This is a genomic window from Vibrio sinaloensis (assembly GCF_023195835.1).
Taxonomy (GTDB): domain Bacteria; phylum Pseudomonadota; class Gammaproteobacteria; order Enterobacterales; family Vibrionaceae; genus Vibrio; species Vibrio sinaloensis_C.
In genome coordinates, this window is the sequence record NZ_CP096199.1 from 898,196 (window position 1) to 916,201 (window position 18,006).

Consider the following 18,006-nt stretch of genomic DNA (forward strand, 5'->3'; position numbering starts at 1 on the left):
AATTTTCCAGTTGGATAGACTCAGCATAGTTCAAGCACGAACCTTTAGGGCCAGAACGTAGTCGGCCTAACTGTCTAATCCAATACATGGAAGATAATAATGAAACTAAATAAAACCCTACTTACCCTCTCTCTTTTGTCTGCTGCTCACTTTGCCAATGCCGGGGAAGTTGAAGTACTTCACTATTGGACTTCAGGCGGTGAAGCAAAATCTGCTGCCGTACTGAAAGAAATGCTTGAAGCGCGCAACCACACTTGGAAAGACTTCGCGGTTGCTGGTGGTGGCGGTGAGTCTGCGATGACGGTACTTAAAACCCGTGCTGTGTCTGGTAACCCACCATCTGCGGCGCAAATCAAAGGCCACGACATTCAAGAGTGGGGTGGTCTAGGCTTTCTAACTTCACTGGATGGCACGGCAACCCAAGAGAAGTGGGACGATATCCTACCTTCTGTTGTCACCAAGGTGATGAAGTTTGATGGCGAGTACGTGGCGGTGCCAGTCAACGTTCACCGTGTTAACTGGTTATGGGCTAACCCAGAAGTGCTCAACAAAGCAGGTGTCGCATTACCAACCACGCTAGATGAGTTCTTTGCTGCAGCAGAGAAAATCAAAGCGGCTGGTTTCATTCCTCTTGCGCATGGCGGTCAACCTTGGCAAGACGCGACCGTTTTTGAAGCGGTTGCACTGGATGTACTGGGCAGTGAAGACTACAACAAAGCCTTCGTTGACCTAGATATGGATGTGCTGGCTGGCGACAAAATGGTCGAAGTGTTCACCAAGTTCAAGAAAATGCATGACTACATTGACGCTAACTCCCCAGGTCGTGACTGGAACGTGGCCACCTCTATGGTAATCAATGGTGAAGCAGCAATGCAGATCATGGGTGACTGGGCGAAAGGTGAGTTTACCGCGGCAGGCAAAGTGCCAGGTAAAGACTATATCTGTGCACCAGCACCAGGTACGGACGGCCAGTTCACCTTTAACATCGATAGCTTTGCGTTCTTTGAGCTAAGCAATGCCGAGAATCAAAAAGCGCAGCAAGATCTAGCCCGCACTATCTTGACCAAAGACTTCCAAGAAGTGTTTAACCTCAACAAAGGTTCAATTCCAGTACGTTTAGATATGGACATGGCGAAGTTCGACCAGTGTGCACTAGACTCAATGGCGACCTTCAAAGCGAGTGCCGCGTCTGGCGACCTTGTGCCAAGTATGGCGCACGGTTTGTCGACCACCAGTTACGCGCAAGGCGCTATCTATGATGTTGTGACCAACTTCTTCAATGACAGCAATGCGGATCCAAAACAGGCAGCAGAGAAGCTGGCTAAAGCGGTAAAAGCAGCCATCTAATCGGCTATCAATAGTCACACCCCAAAGGGCGTACAGGCTTGTGGGGAGCCTGCACGCCCTTTCCTTTAAGGCCTAGTCACAATGATGATTAGGTTGTTAGACGTAAGGATTCGTTATGGAGCACGTTGCAAAACGGTACCAAAAAAAGTCGCAAGTTAAGCCAAGCTTAGCGGACAGACTCCAGCACTGGTTGCCAAAAATCGTTCTTGCCCCGACCGTTCTCGTTACTGTGGTCTGTATTTATGGCTACATCTTTTGGACGGCGGCGTTATCAATGACCAACTCCCGTTTTCTTCCTAGCTTTAATTTTGTCGGCTTTGCTCAATATCAAAAGCTCATGGAAAACGACCGTTGGCTCACCTCAATTTCAAACCTCGGCATTTTCGGCCTGCTATTTATGCTAGTGGCGATTGTGCTGGGCGTTGGGCTTGCCATTCTTCTTGACCAAAACATTCGTCAAGAGGGCGCAATTCGAACTATTTACCTCTACCCGATGGCACTGTCGTTCATCGTAACGGGTACTGCCTGGAAGTGGATTCTTAACCCAGGACTAGGCATAGAGAAGCTGATGCAAGACTGGGGCTTTAGCCAATTTAAATTTGATTGGCTGGTTAACTCAGATATGGCGGTGTACACCTTAGTGATCGCTGCGGTCTGGCAGTCTTCAGGGTTTGTGATGGCGATGTTCTTGGCCGGTCTGCGTGGCATTGATTCATCGATCATCAAGGCGGCGCAAATCGATGGCGCAAGTTTGCCAACGATTTACTGGCGCATCATTATGCCTTGTCTTCGTCCTGTGGTGTTTAGCGCGGTGATCATCACCTCGCACATCGCAATCAAGAGTTTTGACCTTGTCACCGCTATGACGGCAGGTGGTCCGGGCTACTCTTCTGATTTACCCGCTCTGTTCATGTACGCGCACTCATTTACCCGTGGCCAAATTGGTTTAGGTGCGGCTAGTGCGATGATGATGTTGGCCGGGATCTTAGCCATCTTGGTGCCTTACTTGTACTCTGAACTGAGGGAGAAAAAATCATGATGGCGAACATTAACGTCTCTCGACTGTTTATTTACGCGGTGCTGGCTTTCTTTTGTTTCATCTATTTGATGCCGCTGTTTGTGATGGTGATTACCTCATTCAAGACCTTGCCAGATATTAAAGCGGGTAACTTGATGAGTTTGCCGACTGAATGGGTCCTCGATGCTTGGTTTAAAGCGTGGGACAGCGCCTGTACTGGGGTGAAATGTGAAGGGGTGAAAGGGTACTTTTGGAACTCTTTCCAAATGGTGATCCCAGCGGTTGCTATCTCGACCTTACTTGGCGCATTTAATGGTTACGTTGTGACCAAGTGGCAGTTCCGTGGTTCTAACTTGTTCTTTAGTTTGCTTCTGTTCGGCTGCTTTATCCCATTCCAAGTGGTGCTGCTACCAATGGCTACCGTACTCGGTAAGCTCGGGCTGGCTAATACCACCGCGGGCCTCGTCATTGTACACGTGATCTACGGTATGGCATTTACCACACTGTTCTTCCGTAACTTTTACATCAGTATTCCGGATGAGCTGGTTAAAGCCGCCAAACTGGATGGCGCAGGCTTCTTCACTATCTTCTTCAAGATCCTGCTGCCTATCTCAACCCCGATCATCATGGTGACGGTGATTTGGCAGTTCACCGCGATTTGGAATGACTTCTTATTTGGAGTGGTTTACTCGGGTTCAGAAACTCAGCCGATCACGGTCGCGCTCAACAACCTCGTCAACACCAGTACTGGGGTGAAAGAGTATAACGTCGATATGGCAGCAGCCATCATAGCGGCACTGCCCACTCTCTTAGTTTATGTCTTAGCAGGAAAATACTTTGTTCGCGGCCTGACGGCTGGATCGGTAAAAGGATAATTATCATGGCAACACTCGAACTTAAACAGATCCGTAAAACCTATCCGAAAGCGGAGCAAGAAACCTTAAAGGGAATCGATATCAGCATCGACTCTGGTGAGTTTTTGATTTTGGTTGGCCCGTCAGGTTGTGGCAAGTCGACCTTAATGAACACCATTGCGGGTCTTGAGAACATCAGTGCTGGAGAAATCGTGATTGATGGCAACGACGTATCGAACGTTGAACCCAAAGACCGCGACATCGCGATGGTGTTTCAGTCGTACGCGCTGTACCCAAACATGACAGTGCGAGGCAACATCGAATTCGGCCTGAAAATTCGCAAAATGCCGCAAGCGGATATTGATGCAGAAGTCCAACGCGTGGCGTCGATGCTACAAATTGACCACCTGCTCGATCGTAAACCGTCGCAACTTTCTGGTGGACAACGCCAGCGTGTCGCCATGGGGCGAGCGTTAGCCCGTCGTCCGAAGTTGTATCTATTTGATGAGCCGTTGTCGAACCTGGATGCTAAGTTGCGTGTTGAAATGCGCCATCAAATTAAGCGTCTGCATCAGCAGCTCAACACGACCATTGTCTATGTGACCCATGATCAAATTGAGGCCATGACCTTAGCCGACCGCATTGCGGTGATGAAAGATGGTGAGCTTCAACAGTTGGGCACGCCGCAAGAGATCTACAACAAGCCGAACAACATGTTTGTGGCTGGGTTTATGGGTTCACCGTCGATGAACTTTATTAAAACCATGGTCGATCTCAATGACCAAGACCAGCCGGTGATTAAAGTTACTGGGGGCAATGGTCAGGAGCATCATATTAACCTGCCGGCTTCAATGCGAGAGCAAGATGGCAAGGAGATTGTGATTGGTCTGCGTCCAGAGCACATTACCGACAGTGAAAACAGTGATTCTAGTGCGACCACCAAACTGGACTTGATGTTAGAGGTTCTTGAACCTACCGGCCCAGATACGATTGCGATGATCAAAGTCAACGAGCAAGAGGTGGCGTGTCGACTCTCTCCAGAGTTTGATGTCACCGCAGGTCAAATCGCCCCGCTGCATTTTGACTTGTCGAAGGCGGTATTTTTTGATGCCCAAACCGAGCAACGTATTGAGTTTCGTTAATGAGCGACTTTGTTGATAAATTTATTAGTAAAATCGGCGTGAACGACTATGATTAAATCAATGCATGAAATAAGTCTCATGCGAAAGTGAGTTTAGGCGGGTAATCACGTCTCCTTATTACTCACCTTATCTCGAGTAGCGAAAATGGCAGCCAGATGGCTGCCATTTGTTTTTTCATTTGTTGGCGAAAATCGGCACTTGTTAAATATGTGTAAACTCACTCATTTACCCCAAAGTGTTGGGGGGAAATCCACCCATTTCTGTTGGTAAGTGTGAACCTGATCCTTAAGGTAAATTACGACTTATAAATAAGTTATTGATTTAGTGTGATTAAAATGTGGTGATCAAACTTGGCTTAGTTATTGCCCTTATAGAAATATCAACACCCAGTGATGGGGTTGTTCATTTAACAAGGAGAATAATAATGTTTAAGCCATTGACCCTACTATCTGCTGCCATTGTTGCTGTCACCAGTTTTAACGCTGCGGCGAACTGTGATCCAGGGGAAACTGTGATCAAGTTTAGCCACGTGACCAACACGGATAAACACCCAAAAGGTATTGCGGCTTCTCTACTTGAACAGCGTGTAAACGACGAGATGAACGGAAAAATGTGTATGCAGGTTTTCCCTAACTCTACACTTTACGATGATGACAAAGTGCTTGAAGCACTGCTCAATGGTGACGTGCAACTCGCTGCCCCTTCTCTATCAAAGTTTGAAAAGTTCACCAAGAAGTACCGTATCTTCGATTTGCCATTCTTGTTTGAAGATGTTGCGGCGGTTGACCGCTTCCAAAACTCAGAAGCGGGCGAAAAGCTTAAGAATGCAATGCGCCGTCGTGGCCTTCAGGGTTTGGCATTTTGGCACAATGGTATGAAGCAGATGTCGGCCAACAAACCGCTTATCTCTCCTGAAGATGCGAAAGGTCTAAAGTTCCGTGTACAAGCATCCGATGTTCTCGTGGCTCAGTTTGAGCAGCTAGGCTCGAATCCACAAAAAATGTCGTTCAAAGAGGTATACGGCGGCTTGCAAACCAAGGTTATCGATGGTCAAGAGAACACCTGGTCAAACATCTACGGTAAGAAGTTCTTCGAAGTTCAAGACGGCATTACTGAGACCAACCACGGTATTCTTGATTACCTGGTTGTGACCTCTAAAGACTTCTGGAAAGGGCTTCCTGAAGATCAGCGCCGTCAGTTGAATACCATTATTCAAGAAGTCACTGAACAGCGTAACTCTGAATCCACCAAAGTTAACCTAGCGAACAAAAACAACATCATTGAAGCAGGTGGTGTGGTTCGCACATTAACGCCTGAGCAACGCCAAGAGTGGGTCACAGCACTTCAACCAGTATGGAAGAAGTTCGAGAAGGATATCGGTTCTGACCTAATTGAAGCGGCGCTTGCGTCAAACCAGTAATTACATCCAGTAATACTCCAACAATAACTATAAGCATCCCCCAACTATTGGCCCTCCGATCGGGAGGAGGGCCTTTCTTTTATCGGCGATAAAGTGAAGAAATATATGGAACAGTCTATTTTTGCCAAGATCGGTAACGTGACAGACGCAATAGAGGAGACTCTCATCGCGTTTTTCTTGGGAGCAATGACCTTGCTCACGTTTGCCAACGTCGTGTTTCGCTATGTGTTCAACGACAACATTTTGTGGGCGTTGGAACTTACCGTATTTATGTTCGCGTGGATGGTGCTGGTCGGAGCATCGTACGGCGTGAAAAAACACTTCCACATTGGTGTGGATGTGGTGATCAACCTAGCACCAGAGAAAATGCGTAAAGTGTACGCATTGGTGGCGGCGGCATGCTGTCTCACCTTTTCAATTTTACTCTTGATTGGTTCATGGAACTACTGGTACCCGTTCGCCACTGAGCGCGCTTGGTATGAGACCGATGATATTCCGATGCCTGAGATGTTGCAGTTCCTCTCTGATTGGTTAAACGAGGGAGAGCGCTACGAGAAACTGCCACGCTTTATTCCCTACATGGCTTTACCAATTGGCATGGCACTGATGACGTTCCGCTTTGCTCAAGTCACGGTTCAAATTGCTACAGGTAAGCTAGACAGATTGATTGCAGGCCATGAAGCCGAAGAAGACCTCGAAGCGCTCAAAGAAGAACTAAAAGACGCGGGCGAGGCAATGGCGCCTAAAAATAACAATAACAGCAAGGAGAGCTAAGCCATGGACATTCTATTTCTCTTCATCATGGTGATCGGCTTTATGCTCATCGGGGTGCCGATCGCGATATCTTTGGGTCTATCGAGTGTTCTGTTCTTAATGATTCACTCCGATGCGTCATTAGCGTCGGTTGCACAAACGCTGTTCAATGCGTTTGCTGGTCACTACACATTGCTAGCGATTCCTTTCTTTATCCTTGCTTCAAGCTTTATGTCGACAGGTGGCGTGGCGAAGCGAATCATCCGTTTTGCGATTGCCATGGTAGGTTGGTTCCGTGGCGGCTTGGCGATGGCATCGGTTGTCGCCTGTATGATGTTTGCGGCGTTGTCGGGTTCTTCGCCTGCTACCGTGGTAGCGATTGGTAGTATCGTCATCGCAGGTATGGTCAAAAACGGTTACTCAAAAGACTTTGCTGCAGGGGTTATCTGTAATGCAGGGACACTGGGTATTTTGATTCCACCGTCGATTGTGATGGTGGTGTACGCGGCGGCAACCGATGTGTCGGTTGGTCGTATGTTCCTAGGTGGCGTGATTCCTGGCCTGTTGGCTGGTGTGATGCTGATGATTGCTATTTATATCGCCGCGCGAGTGAAAAACCTGCCGAAACAGCCATTTGTTGGTTGGAAAGAGATGTTTGACTCGGCAAAAGACGCCAGCTGGGGTTTATTGCTGGTGGTGATTATCTTAGGCGGCATCTACGGTGGTATCTTTACTCCGACAGAAGCAGCAGCGGTGGCGGCGATTTACTCTTTCTTCATCGCCAACTTTGTTTATCGCGATATGGGCCCATTTGCCGACAAAAACAATACCAGACCCGCTCTGTTGAAAATCGTCGAGGCTTTCTTCCATAAAGACACTAAGCATACCTTGTATGAAGCAGGTAAGCTGACGATTATGCTGCTGTTCATTATTGCCAACGCATTGATCCTCAAACACGTACTGACTGAGGAGCGTATTCCGCAAATGATCACCGAGTCGATGTTGTCAGCAGGTTTAGGTCCGATCACCTTCTTGATCGTGGTCAACCTGTTGCTGTTGATTGGTGGTCAATTTATGGAGCCATCAGGGCTACTCATTATTGTTGCGCCGCTGGTTTTCCCTATTGCTATCGCATTGGGCATCGACCCGATTCACTTGGGTATCATGATGGTGGTGAACATGGAGATAGGTATGATAACGCCACCGGTAGGGCTGAACTTGTTCGTCACCGCAGGGGTTGCGAAGATGTCGATGATGCAGGTAGTCAAAGCGGCGCTACCATGGGTCGCTGTGATGTTCCTGTTCCTGATTATCGTTACTTACGTGCCTTGGGTATCGACTTGGCTGCCTACCACCTTGATGGGGCCAGAGATCATTACTAAGTAATTGGCCTATCGATATCCCAAAAGCCCCGAAGCGGTTCCACTTCGGGGCTTTTTAGTTGATGCTTAGCTCCTAATTACACCCACTTTCTGAATGCCTGATTGATATTAAGGTTTGTACTTCTCTTTGTCCAAACCGTGTTTTTGCATCTTGTCGTATAAGGTTTTGCGCGCCAATTGCAGCTGTTTCATGGTGAGTTTTATGCTGCCTTGATGATGACTGAGCGCTTGCTCAATCAGACTTTTTTCAAACTCTGCGACTTGCTCTGCTAGGCCAATCTCACGCGGCTCGCTATCTTGAGTGCCGTTGAAAGCGCTGAGTTTACCTAACAACACAAAGCGTTCAGCGGCGTTTCTCAACTCGCGCACGTTGCCAGGCCAGTCATGGCTCATTAACTGATGAATCTGCGCCGCTTCAATCGCCGGAGCCGATTTACCGTAACGCGAAGCAGCGACCAACAAGAAATGGTGGAACAGCGTTGGAATGTCTTCTTTGCGCTGCCTAAGGGGAGGTAAATCGAGTGTGACCACATTGAGTCGATAGTACAAATCTTCGCGGAAACTTCCTTCACTGGCTGCTTGTTTTAGGTCGACTTTGGTTGCCGCAATTACGCGGATGTCGATGGGTACTAACTCGTTGGAGCCGACTCGCTCAATCACTCGCTCTTGCAGAACCCGAAGCAAGCGGATTTGCGCTTGCATTGGCATCGACTCGATCTCATCCAAAAACAGCGTGCCGCCATTGGCATGCTCAAACTTACCGATGCGCTGGCTGTCTGCACCAGTAAATGCCCCTTTTTCGTGACCATAAAGCTCACTTTCAATCAGGTTCTCAGGCACCGCACCGCAGTTGATAGCGACGAAGTTGTTGTCGCGTCGAGGGCTTTGTTCGTGGATCGAGCGAGCGAAGAGCTCTTTACCCGTTCCTGTTTCACCAAAAAGCAGAATGTCGGCATTGGTATCGGCGATATGGACGATGGTATCGCGCAACTGCTGAATTGAAGGGGTGTCGCCGATGATTCGAGGACCGAGTGCCTGACTGGCTTTCAAACTGCGTTTCAGCGCCTGATTTTCTATTGTTAGGCTCCGCTTCTCTAGCGCGCGTCGGGTGGTGTCGATCAACCGGTCAATGGCAAAGGGCTTTTCTATAAAGTCATACGCGCCATTGCGCAGCGCATTGACCGCCATCGAAATATCACCATGACCAGTAATCAAAATAACCGGGATCTCAGGGTCTTGGTGCAAAATACTGGATAAGATATTTTCTCCGGATAGACCTGGCAGACAAATGTCGGTGATCACGACCTTAGGCAACCCGTCGGCTTTGATGGCCAGCAGCGCTTCTTCGGCGCTGGCAAAGAATCGCGCCGATATCTCCTCAAGTTCAAAGCTTTGCTCGATTGCCAGGCGAATATCGCTCTCATCATCGATAAATATTACGTCGTACATAGGGTTCCTTGTGCCTCTAGTCCTGTTTCAATGCCAGAGAAATGATAAAGCGTGCACCGCCAAGCGGAGACTCATTCACTTGCAGGCGGCCATTCATCGCCTGCATGATTTGTTGAGAAATCGATAACCCTAACCCCAAGCCGTTTTTCTTGGTGGTATAGAAGGGCTCAAACAGCTGCGCACGCTGGTCAAACGGAATACCGGGACCGTTATCGTCGACATAGATAGACAGCCATTGTGGGTCAATGTGGGTGGAAATGACTACCTGTTTGTGCTCCTGCTCGGCGACAGCGTGCAGCGCGTTGGTGATTAGATTGATTAACACTTGTTCAAACTGAATCGGGTTGAGCTCAATTTGCGGCAGGGCAGGGCTGAGCTCAAGCGTTAGCTCGGTCATTTGCGCCTTAAATTGCGGGTTGAGCAGCTCTTTCGCCGCGATGATAAGGGGAGCGACATCGAGCAGACTGACCTCGTTGCTGTCGCTTTTTTTGGCAAATGAACGTAATTGGTTACTAATTTTGGCCATACGCTCGGTGAGGGACGAAATGCGAGAAAGGTTGTCGTCGACCCGATCATAACTTTGTCTGGCCAGAAAGCGTTTGGCGTTGTCTGCGAAACTGCGGATGGCAGCGAGTGGATTGTTCAGCTCATGACTAATGCTGGCTGACATTTGCCCCAAAACCGCCAATTTAGCCGCTTGAATCAGTTCATTTTGAGTTTGACGCAGTGCTTGCTCGGTTTTGACACGTTCGTGAATCTCGGCTTGAAGCTCAGACGTTCGCTCCATCACTTGAAACTCCAGCTTTTGCCGGGCTTCGGACTGGAGCTGCTCAAACTGACGCTTTTTCAACTGGCGCTGATAACCAAGCTGTAAAGAGAGGTAGGCAATGACAAACAACAAGGTGGCAACCAGCGCGAAGCTGAGTGAGTTCCACAGCAAAATCGACTTCGACGTTAACACCCGCAGAGTTAAGTCATGTTTCTGCAAAGCGCGAGAGGAGATTAAGTAATCATGGTCAAATCCAGACGCGCTGAGGTTGCGTAGCTCGCTGTGTTCCTTGGAAAGGTCACCACTTAGATTCATTGATCGAATCGGTTTATCGAGGTACTGCCGACTATTCAAAATCGCTAAACGTTCCGATTCAGTGAGTGTGGTTAAGCTCTTGAATAGCCACTCGTCGTTGCTCGACATAAAAATAACGTTGTGAGGGTCGGTCGCAACAAAAATATTGGTGCGGTTTTGCCAGTTGGATTCGATTGCCGTCAAATCCATCTTGATCACTATCACGCCGATCACTTCAGCGGCGTAGGTGACGGGGTACGAAAAGTAATAGCCGCGCTGTTTAGAGCTTGAGCCGAGCGCAAAATATTGACTGGGCTGACCTTGAACGGCGTTTGAAAAATAAGGACGCCAAGCGTAGTTGCGTCCAACGAAAGAGCGCTCCAATTTCCAGTTGCTTGAGGCGATGGTATTGCCGAACTCATCGAGTAGATAGGCATCGGTTGATTGAATGATCTGATTGACCTCTTCAAGATAACGGTTGGTCAGCTCTATTTGGGCGCTATTTTGCGGGGCGTGCAGCGCGGCAATTAACAACGGGTCTTGGGCAATCAGTTGGGGTAAATGTGCGTATTTGTCGAGCTTGCTGGAAATATACTCGGCAAATCGATCAAGCTGCTCTTTATGGTTGGCCAACTGGTTGTTTTCGCTTACTTGCCACAACCAACCTGAGCCTGCTGTGACCACAAATATGTAAAGCACCAGTAGAGAAAACTTACTGCGACGAAACGTTAACATCTCTATCCCTGAAAGGCCTGTATAACTGGCTATAGCGTAAAGGTTTTTGTTACAAATGTGTTTAGTGATATTGACAATTTGAGGGATAAAACCGGACTTAGATCGACTTTTATTCTTAAACTCAAAAAAAACGTTATTTTCTCTTGAAAAAGGCTTTAATGTCCCCATTTCTGAGAACAAAGAATACTGAGTTGGTGTTTTTTTTAGCAGTTAAGTGAGTTTTTAGGATTATCGTGAGGCGATCTTAGGGTTCGGCTCGACAGCTATCGATCCGCTCGGTAGAATGCTGCGTCTAAATTTTTAATCCTGAGGCTAATCGGAGATACCTTTTACGACCAAACGTCGAGAAGATATCGCTGATTAGTCCGGCAACTAGCCATGCTTAGTTGCCGATACTCGATTTATGAAGAGTACTCATAGAGTACAAACAAGGATGGGTCCTCTCGAAAGAGCGGGCACATAAGCTCAGCCAGCTGAGCCAGTTTTGAGGTTAATGAATAATGCAAGTTACTGTTGAAACGCTAGAGGGCCTAGAGCGCCGTCTAAACATTACTGTTCCTGCTGCAAACATCGAAGACGCTGTTACTGCAGAACTACGCAACATCGCAAAGAACCGTCGTTTCGATGGTTTCCGTAAAGGCAAAGTGCCGCTAAAAATGGTTGCGAAGATGTACGGCAAAGCAGTACGTCAAGACGTAATGGGTGAGGTTATGCAACGTCACTTCATCGAAGCGATTGTGAAAGAAAAAATCAACCCAGCAGGCGCGCCTACTTTCGCTCCAGTTGAAACTAAAGAAGGCGAAGATCTAGTTTTCAACGCAACTTTTGAAGTTTACCCAGAAGTAGAGCTGAAAGGTCTAGAGAACATCACTGTTGAAAAACCAACAACAGAAGTGAATGACTCAGACGTTGAAGAGATGATCGACACGCTACGTAAGCAACAAGCAACTTGGGTTGAAGTTGAAGAAGCAGCAGAAGATGGCAAGCGCGCAACGATCGATTTCGTTGGCTCTATCGACGGCGAAGAGTTCGAAGGCGGTAAAGCTGAAAACTTCCCACTAGAAATGGGTGCAGGTCGCATGATCCCAGGTTTTGAAGACGGTATCGCAGGCAAAACTGCTGGTATGGAATTCGAAATCGACGTGACTTTCCCAGAAGATTACCACGCTGAAAACCTAAAAGGTAAAGCAGCTAAGTTCGCTATCAAAGTGAACAAAGTTGAAGCGCGTGAGCTTCCAGAGCTAAACGACGAGTTCGTTGCTAAGTTTGGTGTTGCTGAAGGCGGCGTCGACGCGCTTAAAGCTGAAGTACGCAAAAACATGGAGCGTGAACTTAAGCAAGCTGTGAAGAACCGCATCAAAGAGCAAGCGCTAGACGGTCTTGTGAAAGAGAACGACATTGACGTTCCTGCAGCACTCGTTGATCAAGAGATCGGTACGCTGCGTCAGCAAGCAGCTCAACGTTTCGGTGGCAACCCAGAAGCAGCAGAGCAGCTTCCACGTGAACTGTTCGAAGAGCAAGCGAAGCGTCGCGTTGTTGTTGGTCTACTTCTAGGTGAAGTGATCAAGTCTGAAGAGCTAAAAGCTGACGATGAGAAAGTGAAAGCACTGATCGAAGAAATGGCGACAGCTTACGAAGATCCAGCTGAAGTCGTTGCTTACTACGAGCAAAACGAGCAAATGATGAACAACATGCGCAACGTTGCCCTAGAAGAGCAAGCAATCGACGCAATCATCGCTAAAGCTCAGGTGACTGAAAAAGCAGTAAGCTTCAGCGAGCTAATGAACCAGCAGCCAGCAGCACAATAAGCAATATAGTGCTTAGAAGGTTGACTTAGCGTTAACTATTCTGCTAACAATGGTCCGTATGAAATACTTCATCCGGGCCATTTATTTTAGGGACATAACAATATGAGCTACCAAGAAAAAAACGCAATGTCGCCAATTTTAGACGCGCTGGTACCCATGGTGGTTGAACAGACTTCCCGCGGCGAACGTTCTTACGACATTTACTCTCGTTTGCTTAAAGAACGTGTCATATTCCTAACGGGTCAAGTGGAAGATCACATGGCCAATCTTGTTGTGGCACAGTTGCTTTTCCTAGAGTCGGAAAACCCAGATAAAGACATCTTCCTTTACATCAACTCTCCAGGTGGTAGCGTGACTGCGGGTATGTCTATTTATGACACCATGCAGTTCATTAAACCGAACGTGAGCACAGTGTGTATGGGCCAAGCGTGCTCTATGGGTGCTTTCCTACTTGCAGGTGGCGCACCGGGTAAACGTTACGTGCTACCAAACTCGCGCGTGATGATTCACCAACCACTGGGTGGCTTCCAAGGTCAAGCGTCAGATATTCAGATTCATGCTCAAGAAATCCTGACTATCAAACAGAAACTGAACAAGCTTCTTGCTGAACATACAGGTCAGCCTTTGGAAGTGATTGAACGCGATACCGATCGCGATAACTTTATGGCGGCAGAGCAAGCTGTAGAGTACGGCCTAGTCGATGCAGTTCTTACTCATCGCGGCGAATAACTAGCAAGATTGGGGTATATTGATATACACTCAAATCATATCAGTAAAGGCTAAGAGGTTAGCGAATGACAGATAAAAGCAAAGAGAGCGGTAGTAGTAAGCTTCTTTACTGCTCTTTCTGCGGCAAAAGCCAGCACGAAGTTCGTAAGCTAATCGCTGGTCCGTCAGTCTATATTTGTGACGAATGTGTCGATCTATGTAACGACATCATTCGTGAAGAAATTAAAGATGTTCTACCGAAGAAACAATCGGAAGCACTGCCTGTGCCACGTGAAATTCGTGAACACCTTGACGACTACGTGATCGGACAAGATTACGCTAAAAAAGTGTTAGCAGTAGCCGTTTATAACCACTATAAGCGTTTACGAAATGGAGATACGACCAGCGAAGGTGTTGAACTTGGTAAAAGTAACATCTTGCTTATTGGCCCGACAGGTAGCGGTAAAACTCTGCTTGCCGAGACGCTCGCTCGTTTCCTTGATGTACCATTTACGATGGCAGATGCAACTACGCTAACTGAAGCGGGTTATGTGGGTGAAGATGTAGAAAACATCATCCAAAAACTGCTGCAAAAATGTGATTACGACGTCGCGAAAGCGGAGCGTGGTATCGTGTACATCGATGAGATCGACAAGATCTCTCGTAAAGCAGAAAACCCTTCAATTACCCGTGACGTGTCGGGTGAAGGTGTACAGCAAGCGCTATTGAAATTAATTGAAGGGACGGTTGCTTCTGTGCCGCCACAAGGTGGTCGCAAGCATCCACAACAAGAGTTCCTTCAAGTCGATACATCGAAGATCTTATTTATCTGTGGCGGTGCATTTGCCGGCCTAGATAAGGTGATTGAGCAGCGTGTCGCGACAGGAACCGGTATCGGCTTTGGCGCCGAAGTGCGTTCAAAAGACGAAACCAAAACGGTCGGCGAGCTATTCACTCAAGTAGAGCCAGAAGACTTAGTAAAATACGGTCTGATCCCGGAGTTTATTGGTCGTCTGCCTGTCACAACAACACTGACAGAGCTTGATGAAGATGCGTTGATTCAGATTCTATGTGAACCGAAGAATGCATTGACTAAGCAATATGCTGCGTTGTTTGAGCTTGAAAACGCAGAGCTTGAATTCCGCGAAGATGCGCTGCGTGCTATCGCCAAAAAAGCGATGGAACGCAAAACAGGTGCGCGTGGTCTGCGCTCTATTTTAGAGAGCGTGCTACTTGAAACCATGTACGAGCTGCCTTCAATGGACGACGTAAGCAAGGTCGTTATTGATGAGTCGGTGATTAAAGGTGAGTCTGATCCTTTGCTCATTTACAGCAATTCAGACAATCAAGCCGCAGGCGCTGAATCTTAATCTAAATCACAGATTTAGAGACGAATTGAAAGGGGGTAATCATTTACTCCCTTTTTTTTATTCTTCCATTGAATCCAACCAATTAGCCCCCATATACTGCTCATAAGACTAAGCGGAAGAGAGAAGCATATGAACTTGGAACGTTCCGAACGTATCGAGATCCCCGTACTACCTCTAAGAGATGTAGTCGTTTACCCGCATATGGTAATTCCTTTGTTTGTTGGTCGAGAAAAGTCCATCGCCTGTCTTGAGGCAGCTATGGATAACAACAAGCAAGTATTATTAGTAGCGCAAAAAGAAGCGGATACTGATGAGCCAACTCAGGCAGATATGTTTGAAGTGGGTACCGTTGCGACCATTCTACAATTGCTCAAGTTACCGGACGGCACCGTCAAGGTATTGGTCGAAGGTCAGCAGCGCGCCAAAATCAATCACTTTATTGAGAATGACTTCTTTTATGCTGAGGCGCAATATTTGACTACGGCTGAGCTAGATGAACGCGAGCAAGAGGTGATTGTTCGTAGTGCCATCAATCAGTTCGAAGGCTTTATCAAGCTCAACAAAAAGATTCCACCAGAGGTACTGACGTCACTCAATGGTATCGATGAAGCTGCGCGCCTAGCCGATACTATCGCCGCGCACATGCCGCTAAAATTGGCTGACAAGCAAACGGTACTAGAGCTCCTAGACGTCACAGAGCGCCTTGAGTTCCTAATGGGACAAATGGAATCAGAAATCGATCTGCTACAGGTTGAGAAGCGCATCCGTACCCGTGTTAAAAAGCAGATGGAAAAATCACAGCGCGAGTACTATCTGAATGAGCAAATGAAAGCGATTCAGAAAGAGCTTGGCGAAAGTGAAGATGGCGTCGATGAGTTTGAAGCTCTACAGCAAAAAATCGTTGACGCTAAGATGCCAAAAGAAGCGCGTGAGAAAACCGAACAAGAACTGCAAAAACTGAAGATGATGTCGCCAATGTCGGCAGAGGCGACGGTTGTGCGTGGTTATATTGATTGGATGTTGGGCGTGCCTTGGAATAAACGTTCTAAAGTTAAAAAGAACTTAGCCAAGGCAGAAGAGGTACTCAACGAAGATCACTACGGTTTAGAGCGAGTTAAAGAGCGAATTCTTGAATACCTCGCGGTGCAAAACCGAATCAACAAGCTCAAGGGCCCGATTCTGTGTCTCGTCGGTCCTCCAGGTGTGGGTAAAACCTCCCTTGGTCGCTCTATAGCGGCGGCAACAGGTCGTCAGTACACTCGAATGGCGCTTGGCGGCGTGCGCGACGAAGCTGAGATTCGTGGCCATCGCCGCACTTACATCGGTTCTATGCCGGGCAAGTTAATTCAAAAAATGTCCAAGGTAGGGGTCAAAAACCCACTGTTCTTGTTGGATGAAATCGACAAGATGTCTTCGGACATGCGCGGTGACCCATCATCTGCGTTACTTGAAGTACTCGATCCAGAGCAGAACAACGCCTTTAATGACCACTACTTGGAAGTGGACTACGACCTGTCTGACGTGATGTTCGTGGCGACCTCGAACTCGATGAACATCCCAGGTCCACTGCTTGACCGTATGGAAGTGATTCGTCTTTCGGGCTATACCGAAGATGAAAAGCTCAATATCGCTAAGCGTCACTTAGTTGAAAAGCAGATCAAGCGCAATGGCTTGAAAACGGGTGAGATTGAGATTGAAGACTCAGCCATCATCGGCATTATTCGCTACTACACTCGTGAAGCAGGGGTGCGTAGCCTAGAGCGAGAGATCTCGAAGATTTGTCGCAAAGCAGTGAAAAACATCTTGCTCGATCCTGAGCTTAAGAAAGTCACGGTGACCATGGAGAATCTCAAAGAGTATTTGGGTGTTCAGCGTCACGATTACGGTAAAGCCGAGGATAGCAATCGCATCGGTCAAGTGACTGGACTTGCTTGGACTGAAGTCGGCGGCGATTTGTTAACAATCGAGACTCAAGCGATGCCAGGTAAGGGTAAACTCACTCAAACCGGCTCACTCGGCGATGTGATGCAAGAGTCCATTCAGGCTGCGATGACGGTCGTGCGCTCTCGCGCTGAGAAGCTCGGTATTAACTCTGACTTTTACGAGAAGCGCGATATTCACGTTCATGTGCCAGAAGGTGCGACACCAAAAGATGGCCCGAGTGCGGGTATCGCGATGTGCACCGCGTTGGTTTCAAGTCTCACGGGTAACCCTGTGAAGGCGGAAGTGGCGATGACGGGTGAGATCACACTACGCGGTGAAGTGTTACCGATCGGTGGCTTAAAAGAGAAGCTTCTCGCGGCTCACCGTGGCGGCATAAAAACGGTGTTGATTCCAAAAGATAATGAACGTGATCTGGAAGAGATTCCTGACAATGTTATCGCTGATCTTAAGGTGATTCCTGTGCGCTGGATTGACGATGTATTGAAAATTGCATTGGAAAAAGATCCGTCAGGTGTTGAGTTTGCCGTCGAAAAATAGTGATGTGCAGCAAAAATAAGTAAAAGATTACGCTGATAAGCACAAAAAGGCTTGTCAGCGTTTTTTTTGGGCGCTAACGTTAGCGACTATAGCTTCAAGCCTTGTATAGCAAGGGTTTGTCGCTAATTTGAAACGAAATGGAACGTATAGCTACCTATAAAAAAATAACCAGGTGGCGCAAAGGGGAATCACAGTGAATAAAACACAATTAGTAGAAAAAATCGCAGAAAATGCAGATCTATCTAAAGCTTCTGCGGGTCGTGCACTAGACGCATTTATCGAAGCAGTTGGCGAAACGCTTCAATCAGGTGACCAAGTTGCTCTAGTTGGCTTCGGTACTTTTAGCGTTCGTACTCGTGCAGCTCGCACTGGTCGTAACCCTAAAACAGGTGAAGAGATTCAAATCGCTGAAGCTAAAGTACCAGCGTTCAAAGCAGGTAAAGCTCTCAAAGATTCTTGCAACTAATCAAAAAATC

The 18,006-nt window shown here is 47.6% G+C and carries 14 protein-coding genes; 12 read left to right on the plus strand and 2 right to left on the minus strand.

The window, feature by feature from the left end; genetic code table 11:
* Window positions 1-99 precede the first annotated feature (99 nt).
* The 7 genes from MTO69_RS04340 to MTO69_RS04370 all read left to right on the plus strand — a co-directional run bounded on the left by MTO69_RS04340 (window position 100) and on the right by MTO69_RS04370 (window position 7,920).
* On the plus strand, window positions 100-1,347 hold the full coding sequence (locus MTO69_RS04340; RefSeq protein ID WP_248331440.1) for an ABC transporter substrate-binding protein: 1,248 nt from the start codon (window positions 100-102) through the stop codon (window positions 1,345-1,347).
* 115 nt (window positions 1,348-1,462) lie between these two features.
* Window positions 1,463-2,386, plus strand: a complete 924-nt coding sequence (locus MTO69_RS04345; RefSeq protein WP_248331442.1) for a carbohydrate ABC transporter permease — start codon at window positions 1,463-1,465, stop codon at window positions 2,384-2,386.
* Window positions 2,383-3,240, plus strand: a complete 858-nt coding sequence (locus tag MTO69_RS04350; protein ID WP_248331444.1) for a carbohydrate ABC transporter permease — start codon at window positions 2,383-2,385, stop codon at window positions 3,238-3,240. Before MTO69_RS04345 ends, MTO69_RS04350 begins: the two co-directional genes overlap by 4 nt.
* Before the next feature lie 5 nt (window positions 3,241-3,245).
* Entirely contained in the window at window positions 3,246-4,361 is a 1,116-nt protein-coding gene (locus MTO69_RS04355) for an ABC transporter ATP-binding protein (protein WP_248331446.1), read from the plus strand.
* A 424-nt stretch (window positions 4,362-4,785) separates the two neighbouring features.
* Complete coding sequence (locus MTO69_RS04360; protein WP_248331448.1) at window positions 4,786-5,781, plus strand: TRAP transporter substrate-binding protein; 996 nt, start codon at window positions 4,786-4,788, stop codon at window positions 5,779-5,781.
* A 105-nt stretch (window positions 5,782-5,886) separates the two neighbouring features.
* Window positions 5,887-6,555 carry a TRAP transporter small permease gene (locus MTO69_RS04365; protein ID WP_248331450.1) on the plus strand — a complete coding sequence of 223 codons (669 nt, stop codon included), beginning with the start codon at window positions 5,887-5,889 and terminating at the stop codon, window positions 6,553-6,555.
* Between the two features lie 3 nt (window positions 6,556-6,558).
* Window positions 6,559-7,920 carry a TRAP transporter large permease gene (locus tag MTO69_RS04370; RefSeq protein WP_248331452.1) on the plus strand — a complete coding sequence of 454 codons (1,362 nt, stop codon included), beginning with the start codon at window positions 6,559-6,561 and terminating at the stop codon, window positions 7,918-7,920.
* 104 nt (window positions 7,921-8,024) lie between these two features.
* On the opposite strand, the gene MTO69_RS04375 is transcribed toward MTO69_RS04370, so the two are convergent.
* Both MTO69_RS04375 and MTO69_RS04380 read right to left on the minus strand, forming a co-directional pair.
* Window positions 8,025-9,365: a sigma-54-dependent transcriptional regulator gene (locus MTO69_RS04375; protein ID WP_248331453.1), complete on the minus strand. Its 1,341-nt coding sequence runs from the start codon at window positions 9,363-9,365 to the stop codon at window positions 8,025-8,027.
* Window positions 9,366-9,381: 16 nt separating this feature from the next.
* Entirely contained in the window at window positions 9,382-11,163 is a 1,782-nt protein-coding gene (locus MTO69_RS04380; RefSeq protein WP_248331455.1) for a sensor histidine kinase, read from the minus strand.
* A 500-nt stretch (window positions 11,164-11,663) separates the two neighbouring features.
* On the opposite strand from MTO69_RS04380, the gene tig reads away from it, so the two are divergent.
* The 5 genes from tig (at window position 11,664) to MTO69_RS04405 (ending at window position 17,996) form a co-directional block, all read left to right on the plus strand.
* Complete coding sequence (gene tig / locus MTO69_RS04385; protein ID WP_248331457.1) at window positions 11,664-12,971, plus strand: trigger factor; 1,308 nt, start codon at window positions 11,664-11,666, stop codon at window positions 12,969-12,971.
* A 102-nt stretch (window positions 12,972-13,073) separates the two neighbouring features.
* On the plus strand, window positions 13,074-13,700 hold the full coding sequence (clpP, locus tag MTO69_RS04390; RefSeq protein ID WP_045975254.1) for an ATP-dependent Clp endopeptidase proteolytic subunit ClpP: 627 nt from the start codon (window positions 13,074-13,076) through the stop codon (window positions 13,698-13,700).
* A 65-nt stretch (window positions 13,701-13,765) separates the two neighbouring features.
* Window positions 13,766-15,049 (plus strand): ATP-dependent protease ATP-binding subunit ClpX, encoded by a 1,284-nt coding sequence (clpX, locus tag MTO69_RS04395; protein WP_248331459.1) that lies wholly within the window; start codon window positions 13,766-13,768, stop codon window positions 15,047-15,049.
* A gap of 129 nt (window positions 15,050-15,178) precedes the next feature.
* On the plus strand, window positions 15,179-17,530 hold the full coding sequence (lon, locus tag MTO69_RS04400) for an endopeptidase La (protein WP_248331461.1): 2,352 nt from the start codon (window positions 15,179-15,181) through the stop codon (window positions 17,528-17,530).
* Between the two features lie 193 nt (window positions 17,531-17,723).
* Window positions 17,724-17,996 (plus strand): HU family DNA-binding protein, encoded by a 273-nt coding sequence (locus MTO69_RS04405; RefSeq protein WP_038172935.1) that lies wholly within the window; start codon window positions 17,724-17,726, stop codon window positions 17,994-17,996.
* The last annotated feature ends 10 nt before the right edge of the window (window positions 17,997-18,006 follow it).

Coding starts and splice junctions, on each gene's coding strand:
- MTO69_RS04380 (WP_248331455.1), bottom strand. CDS start 11,163: ATGTTAACGTTTCGTCGCAGTAAGTTTTCTCTACTGGTGCTTTACATA.
- MTO69_RS04375 (WP_248331453.1), bottom strand. CDS start 9,365: ATGTACGACGTAATATTTATCGATGATGAGAGCGATATTCGCCTGGCA.
- MTO69_RS04340 (WP_248331440.1), top strand. CDS start 100: ATGAAACTAAATAAAACCCTACTTACCCTCTCTCTTTTGTCTGCTGCT.
- MTO69_RS04345 (WP_248331442.1), top strand. CDS start 1,463: ATGGAGCACGTTGCAAAACGGTACCAAAAAAAGTCGCAAGTTAAGCCA.
- clpP (WP_045975254.1), top strand. CDS start 13,074: ATGAGCTACCAAGAAAAAAACGCAATGTCGCCAATTTTAGACGCGCTG.
- MTO69_RS04365 (WP_248331450.1), top strand. CDS start 5,887: ATGGAACAGTCTATTTTTGCCAAGATCGGTAACGTGACAGACGCAATA.
- MTO69_RS04350 (WP_248331444.1), top strand. CDS start 2,383: ATGATGGCGAACATTAACGTCTCTCGACTGTTTATTTACGCGGTGCTG.
- MTO69_RS04370 (WP_248331452.1), top strand. CDS start 6,559: ATGGACATTCTATTTCTCTTCATCATGGTGATCGGCTTTATGCTCATC.
- MTO69_RS04355 (WP_248331446.1), top strand. CDS start 3,246: ATGGCAACACTCGAACTTAAACAGATCCGTAAAACCTATCCGAAAGCG.
- clpX (WP_248331459.1), top strand. CDS start 13,766: ATGACAGATAAAAGCAAAGAGAGCGGTAGTAGTAAGCTTCTTTACTGC.
- lon (WP_248331461.1), top strand. CDS start 15,179: ATGAACTTGGAACGTTCCGAACGTATCGAGATCCCCGTACTACCTCTA.
- MTO69_RS04360 (WP_248331448.1), top strand. CDS start 4,786: ATGTTTAAGCCATTGACCCTACTATCTGCTGCCATTGTTGCTGTCACC.
- tig (WP_248331457.1), top strand. CDS start 11,664: ATGCAAGTTACTGTTGAAACGCTAGAGGGCCTAGAGCGCCGTCTAAAC.